The organism is Aeromicrobium sp. PFPM2_SD2, from assembly GCF_057364525.1.
In genome coordinates this window covers 1-6,317 of sequence record NZ_JBNFNZ010000116.1, presented here as the reverse complement: position 1 = coordinate 6,317, position 6,317 = coordinate 1, and the positions used below count along the sequence as shown (strand labels likewise).

General features: G+C 72.7%; 8 protein-coding genes and 1 pseudogene. 5 read left to right on the top strand and 4 right to left on the bottom strand.

All coding sequences use genetic code 11. The features are described 5' to 3' along the window. From AC2W7G_RS07485 to AC2W7G_RS07470, 4 genes and pseudogenes are all read left to right on the top strand, one after another. The coding region (locus AC2W7G_RS07485) for an NAD(P)/FAD-dependent oxidoreductase (RefSeq protein ID WP_485867879.1) at positions 1-710 on the top strand (710 nt) is incomplete at its 5' end. Then, positions 707-1,054: a cupin domain-containing protein gene (locus tag AC2W7G_RS07480; protein ID WP_485867878.1), complete on the top strand. Its 348-nt coding sequence runs from the start codon at positions 707-709 to the stop codon at positions 1,052-1,054. The genes AC2W7G_RS07485 and AC2W7G_RS07480, both read left to right, overlap by 4 nt. A 106-nt stretch (positions 1,055-1,160) precedes the next feature. Beyond that, a pseudogene (locus tag AC2W7G_RS07475) lies at positions 1,161-1,898 on the top strand (aldehyde dehydrogenase family protein); the annotation flags it as partial. Beyond that, positions 1,783-2,592 (top strand): aldehyde dehydrogenase family protein, encoded by an 810-nt coding sequence (locus AC2W7G_RS07470; RefSeq protein ID WP_485867877.1) that lies wholly within the window; start codon positions 1,783-1,785, stop codon positions 2,590-2,592. The pseudogene AC2W7G_RS07475 and the gene AC2W7G_RS07470, both read left to right, overlap by 116 nt. 30 nt (positions 2,593-2,622) lie before the next feature. Here AC2W7G_RS07470 and AC2W7G_RS07465 read toward each other — a convergent pair whose 3' ends face one another. The 3 genes from AC2W7G_RS07465 to AC2W7G_RS07455 all read right to left on the bottom strand — a co-directional run bounded on the left by AC2W7G_RS07465 (position 2,623) and on the right by AC2W7G_RS07455 (position 4,042). Next, on the bottom strand, positions 2,623-3,000 hold the full coding sequence (locus AC2W7G_RS07465) for a GNAT family N-acetyltransferase (protein ID WP_485867876.1): 378 nt from the start codon (positions 2,998-3,000) through the stop codon (positions 2,623-2,625). A 55-nt stretch (positions 3,001-3,055) separates the two neighbouring features. Continuing rightward, positions 3,056-3,505, bottom strand: coding sequence for a DUF421 domain-containing protein (locus tag AC2W7G_RS07460; RefSeq protein ID WP_485867875.1), 450 nt, complete (start codon positions 3,503-3,505; stop codon positions 3,056-3,058). Positions 3,506-3,613: 108 nt separating this feature from the next. Beyond that, the gene (locus tag AC2W7G_RS07455; protein WP_485867874.1) at positions 3,614-4,042 is read right to left on the bottom strand and encodes a hypothetical protein; all 429 of its coding nucleotides are present in this window, start codon (positions 4,040-4,042) and stop codon (positions 3,614-3,616) included. A gap of 239 nt (positions 4,043-4,281) precedes the next feature. Here AC2W7G_RS07455 and AC2W7G_RS07450 point away from each other — a divergent pair, with 239 nt between their 5' ends. Continuing rightward, positions 4,282-5,934 carry a methyl-accepting chemotaxis protein gene (locus tag AC2W7G_RS07450; protein ID WP_485867873.1) on the top strand — a complete coding sequence of 551 codons (1,653 nt, stop codon included), beginning with the start codon at positions 4,282-4,284 and terminating at the stop codon, positions 5,932-5,934. Between the two features lie 73 nt (positions 5,935-6,007). Here AC2W7G_RS07450 and AC2W7G_RS07445 read toward each other — a convergent pair. Next, positions 6,008-6,317: response regulator transcription factor (locus AC2W7G_RS07445; protein WP_485867872.1), on the bottom strand; the 310-nt coding region annotated here is incomplete at its 5' end.

Sequence of the window (6,317 nt, the reverse complement as noted above, 5' to 3'; positions counted from 1 at the left end):
CGACGGTCGGCCCGGCCACCGTGCGGGCGGCGCGCGTCGTGGTGGCGACCAACGCCTTCCGGGGGCCGCTGCGCCGCACCCGGCTCGGCACCGTGCCGGTCTACGACTACGTGCTCGCGACCGAGCCGCTGACCGAGGCGCAGCTCAAGAGCGTCGGCTGGGACCCCGCGATCGGCGTGGCGGACTCGGGCAACCACTTCCACTACTACCGGGTGACGCCGGACCGCCGGATCCTGTTCGGCGGCTACGACGCGATCTACCACTACGGACGCTCGATCGACCCCGCGCACGAGGACCGCCACCGGACGTTCGCGACGCTCGCCCGCCACTTCGCCGAGACGTTCCCGCAGCTGGACGGCGTCCGCTTCACCCACCGCTGGGCCGGGGTGATCGACACCTCGACCCGGTTCTGCGCCTTCTTCGGCACCGCCCACCGCGGCCGCACCGCCTACGCGACGGGGTTCACCGGGCTCGGCGTCGGGGCGTCGCGGTTCGCGGCGGACGTGGTGCTGGACCTGCTCGACGGACGTCCCACCGAGCGCACGCGGCTGCGCATGGTGCGCCGGCGCCCGCTGCCGTTCCCGCCCGAGCCGCTCGCCTGGATCGGCATCCAGGTGACGAGCTGGTCGATGGGCCGCGAGGACCGCACCGGTCGGCGCAACCTGTGGCTGCGCCTGCTGGACCGCCTGGGGCTGGGGTTCGACTCGTGAGCGCGTCGAGCGAGCCGACGACGACGGCGGACGCGCGGCTGCTGGCCACCGACGTCCAGGCTCACGAGCTGCTGCCCGACGACGCCGGGGGACGCCTGCCGACGGCGTCCGCGGTGCTCGGCGAGCTCGGGCACACGGAGGTCGGGCTGTGGGAGGCCGGACCGGGGACCGACCACGACACGGAGGTCGACGAGGTCTTCGTCGTGCTCGCCGGCGCGGCCACCGTGACGTTCGAGGACGGCAGCAGCCTCGCGCTGCGGCCGGGGGTGGCGGTGCGGCTGCACGCGGGCGACCGGACCCGCTGGGACGTCACGGAGCGGCTGCGCAAGCTGTACCTCGCCTGACCGGGTGGACTGTCGATATCGGCGGTGATCTGTCCGAAACGCTGCGTATTCGGAAGTTCATCCGCAGACTCTCGACGGAATCCGTCGTCTTGGGTAGGTTGACCGCGTGACCGACACCACCTTCACCAACGTCATCGACGGACAGCTCGTCGGCGCGGCCGACGGCCGCACCTACGAGGTCATCGACCCCAGCACCGGCGAGGTCTACGCGCACGCGCCGCTCTCCGGCGCCGAGGACGTCGACCGGGCCTACGCCGCCGCGGAGCGGGCGTTCGAGTCGTGGGGGTCGACCACGCCGCAGGAGCGCATGCTCGCCCTGCTGCGGATCGCCGACGCGCTCGAGTCCCGGGCCGAGGAGTTCGTGGCCGCCGAGTCGCGCGACACCGGCAAGCCGCTGGGCCTCACCGCGTCCGAGGAGATGCCGCCGACGATCGACCACTTCCGCTTCTTCGCCGGCGCCTGCCGCGTCCTCGAGGGCAAGTCGGCCGGCGAGTACCTGGCCGACCACACCTCGTTCGTCCGCCGCGAGCCGATCGGCGTCGTGGGCCAGGTGACGCCGTGGAACTACCCGCTGCCGATGATGGTCTGGAAGATCGCCCCGGCCCTGGCCGCGGGCAACACCGTCGTGCTCAAGCCGTCCGACACGACGCCGGCGACGTCGACGATGATGGCCGAGCTGGCCCAGGAGTTCCTGCCGCCGGGCGTCCTCAACGTCCTCACCGGCGACCGTGACACCGGCCGCTCCCTGGTCGCGCACCGCACGCCGCAGATGGTCGCCATCACCGGCTCGGTGCGCGCCGGCATGGAGGTCGCGGGCTCCGCGGCGTCCGACCTCAAGCGCGTCCACCTCGAGCTCGGCGGCAAGGCGCCGGTCGTGGTGTTCGACGACGCCGACGTCGCCAAGCGCCGAGGCGATCGCCGGCGCCGGCTACTTCAACGCCGGCCAGGACTGCACCGCCGCCACCCGCGTGCTCGTCGGCCGCGGCGTCCACGACGAGTTCGTCGCTGCCCTCGCCGAGCAGGCCCGGGCCACCCGCACGGGCATGCCCGACGACGAGGACGTCCTGTACGGCGCGCTCAACAACGCCGACCAGCTGGCCCGGGTGGCCGCCATGGTCGACCGCCTGCCCGACCACGCGACGCTCGAGGCCGGCGGACGCCGGCAGGGTGACCGGGGCTACTTCTACGAGCCGACCGTGCTGTCGGGCCTGCGCCAGGACGACGAGCAGGTGCAGGACGAGATCTTCGGCCCGGTCATCACGGTCCAGCCGTTCGGCGACGAGGCCGAGGCGCTGCGCCTGGCCAACGACGTCCGCTACGGCCTGGCCTCGAGCGTCTGGACGACCGACCACGGCACGGCCATGCGCATGTCGCGCGGGCTCGACTTCGGCGTGGTGTGGATCAACACCCACATCCCGTACGTCTCGGAGATGCCGCACGGCGGGTTCAAGCACTCCGGCTACGGCAAGGACCTGTCGATGTACGGCCTGGAGGACTACACCCGCATCAAGCACGTCATGTCCTACACGGGCGCCTGAGCCCGGTGCGCCGGGTCGACGAGGACTGAGTCAGCCGCGACGCAGGTGCAGCAGCGGGAAGGGGCGGCCCTCCCCGTCGAGCGGTGAGCGGCCGACCTCGACGAAGCCGCGCGCGGCGTAGAACCGTCGTCCGCTCTCGTTCTGCTCGTTGACGTCCAGGCGCAGCACCGGCTGCTCGGCGGCCACGCTGTCGAGCAGCCGCGTGCCCAGGCCGTGACCGTGGAGCCGCGGGTCGACCACCCGCAGGTCGGTCATCTGCGGCAGGTACGCGGCGACCGCGCGCTCGTAGAAGTCCACGTCCTCGGCCGTCAGGAAGTGGTGCGTGGCCTCGACCGCCCGACGCCACACGCGCAGCAGCGCGACATGGTCGTCGGAGGTGGCGGGGCGCACCGCCGGTCGCTGGGTCACGGCCGGCAGCGTAGTGGACCGTCCCCGCGTCGGCCGCTCGTCGGCCGTGCGCCGGTCAGCGCCGCTGCTCGTCGGCGAAGAACGAGAAGGAGCCGTCCTGCTCCAGCACCGCCCACTTCACGTCCTCGATGCGCTCGATCCCGTTCTGCCGGGCCGCGGCGAGCAGGTCCGTCTCGTCCAGGCGCTCGATGCGCAACGACTCGCGGATGATCTCGCCGTCGCGCACCAGCAGCGTCGCGACGCCCTCGAAGAGCGAGCGTCGACGCGGGAGACGCCAGGACAGCCACGACATCCCCACGGTCAGCAGGGCGATGGTGGCGACGGCGACCACGGCGCCGGTGACCGACGTGTCCTCGCTGATGACGCCCTCGGCCACCAGGTCGCCGACGACCACGAGGATGACGAAGTCGAACGCCGACAGCTCGCTGAGCTCGCGCTTGCCGACGATGCGGACGACGAGCCAGACGAGCACGAAGACGACCGTCGCGCTGAGGACGATGCTCACGGGCGCACCTGCGTGGGGAAGGGCACAGGGTACGCAGGCGCGCCCGTGAGGGACTGGTCGGTTCGCTCGCTGCGCTCGCTCACGGACATACCTCCATGGAGATCTCGCTCATGGCAGCACCCACGTCCGTGCGTCGACCCGGGTGGTGCCGCCGGGGCCCGGAGCGCTCAGCGTGTAGCCCACCGGGCCGGGGGACGCCTCGGTCGGCGTGCGGCCGGACAGGCTCACGGTGAGCGGGGCGTCGAAGGTCAGGCGCACGCGCTCGGCGTCCCCGGTCTGGGCCGACGGCTCGGGGGAGAACACCTCCAGCCCGAGCCGCTCCAGCATCGCCGGCTCGACCTCCAGGACCACCGAGGCGCCTGGGGCCGGCGGCGCGACGGTGACCACGACCGCGACGTCCAGCCCCGCACGGGTGACCTGCGGGTGCCGGACCTGCAGCGCGGGCCCCGGACCGTCCGCGCTCGTCGTCGTGTCGCGCGGGCCGAACCAGCCCAGGCAGGCGACCAGGACGACCAGGGCCAGCAGCGCGACGCCCACGCGGCGCCACGCCCGGCCGCGCCGGGCCCGGTCGGGACCGGCACGCCCTGCAGGACGGGGATGGGGTGCTCGTCGTCACTGCTCAGCCTTCTGGTGCCGGACGACGATCGTAGCGACGAGCGTCGGTTCGCGGCCGCAACCGGTCATGAGGCCCAGTCCGCTCAGGTCGGGCCCGGCGCGGCCGATGCCACGTCCGGCGTCCAGGACGGACGCGCGGAACGCTTCAGGAGGAACCCCCCATGACCGAGACCACGGCGCACGAGCGCGGTGACGACCAGCCGACGGCGACCGGCCGCGGCCTGTCCGGCTGGTGGTCCAGCCGCAAGATCCGGACGAAGGTCCTCGTCCCCGCCGTCATCGGCGTGGTCGCTGCGGTCGTGCTCGGTTCCTACAGCCTCAACGCGCTGTCCGACAGCGCGGCGACGAGCCAGCGGATCCACGAGGAGAACCTCAAGGCGGTCAAGATCCTGGGCGAGATCAGCGTGACGCGCAAGAGCCTGTCGATCAGCGCCCGCGACATCCTGCTGGCCGGCGACGGTCCGGACCGCCCGGCGGTCGAGGAGGAGTACGTCGAGCTGCAGAAGACGTTCGACGCGCAGCTGGACGAGTACCTCACCACCAACCCGTCGGCCGCGAACCGCCAGCGCGCCGAGGACATCCGCGCGACGCTCGGCGAGTACGTCTCGGCCGTGGACGAGAAGCTCGGCCCGCTGGCCGACAAGCAGCAGCTGAGCCGCTGGCTGAAGGTCAACAACGAGGAGGTCGCGCTCATCGCCGAGCAGATGAGCTCGGACCTGGGCGAGATCATCGAGACCGAGGACGCGTCCGCCGAGGCCTACGCGGCGGACGCGCAGTCGTCCTACGAGCGGGCTCGCGCCACCACCATCGCGGTGCTCGTCGTCGGTGCGCTCGTGTGCCTGGCGGTCGGCCTGCTGGTCGCGCGCGGCATCGCCACCAACGTCGGCCGGGTCCGCAAGGTCGCCGAGGCCCTGGCCGCGGGTGACCTGACGGCGCGCAGCGGCGTGTCGACGACCGACGAGGTCGGCGAGATGGGCGCGAGCCTGGACGCCGCGACGGACAACCTGCGGGCGCTCATGGGGTCGGTGACGACGTCGTCGGACGCGTTGGCGGCGGCGGCCGAGGAGCTGTCGGCGTCCTCGCAGCAGATCGCGGCGGGTGCGGAGGAGACGAGCGTGCAGGCCGGTCTGGTGTCGGGTGCGGCCGAGGACGTGTCGCGCAACGTGCAGACGGTCGCGGCGGGCTCGGACGAGATGGGGGCCTCGATCCGCGAGATCGCGCACTCGGCGAACGAGGCGGCCCGGGTCGCGTCGGACGCGGTGCGGACGGTGGAGGTCACGAATGAGACGGTGGCGAAGCTGGGCGAGTCGTCCCAGGAGATCGGCAACGTGGTCAAGGTGATCACCTCGATCGCCGAGCAGACGAACCTGCTGGCGCTGAACGCGACGATCGAGGCTGCTCGTGCGGGTGAGGCGGGCAAGGGCTTCGCGGTGGTGGCGAACGAGGTCAAGGAGCTGGCGCAGGAGACGGCGCGGGCGACCGAGGACATCGCCCGTCGGGTGGAGACGATCCAGGCCGACACCGGCGGTGCGGTGGACGCGATCGGTCAGATCGCCGAGATCATCACCTCGATCAACGACTACCAGGTCACCATCGCCTCGGCGGTGGAGGAGCAGACCGCCACCACCAACGAGATGAGCCGCAACGTGGCCGAGGCCTCGACGGGGTCGGGCCAGATCGCCGACAACATCTCGGGCGTCTCGGAGGCGGCGTCGGGCACGACCCAGGCGCTGGCCCAGACCCAGGCCGCGGTCGACGAGGTCGCGCGCATGGCCGCCGACCTGCGCGGCTCGGTCGCCCACTTCACCGTCTGACCGGGACGACGACGGCCGGCTCCCCACCAGGGGGAGCCGGGCCGTCGTCGTCCGGGGACGGTCGGCGTCGCCGTCAGAGCGCGGCGTCGAGGTGCTGGAGCACCAGCGCGGTGAGCTGCAGCCGGCTGCCCACCTGGCACTTGGCGAAGACCGCCTTGAGGTGGTCCTGCACGGTGTAGGGCGAGAGGCCGAGCGACGCGGCGATGCCCTTGGTCGAGCCGCCGGCGAGCACCTCGGCCACCACGTCGACCTCGCGCGGCGTGAGGCCGAACTCGTCGGCCAGCCGCTGAACGGCCTGGGCCCGGGCAGACCGGTTGAGCACCATGACCGCCTCCGGGCGTCCGGCCGCCGTGCGGCGGAACGTCACGCGGACGACCAGCCCG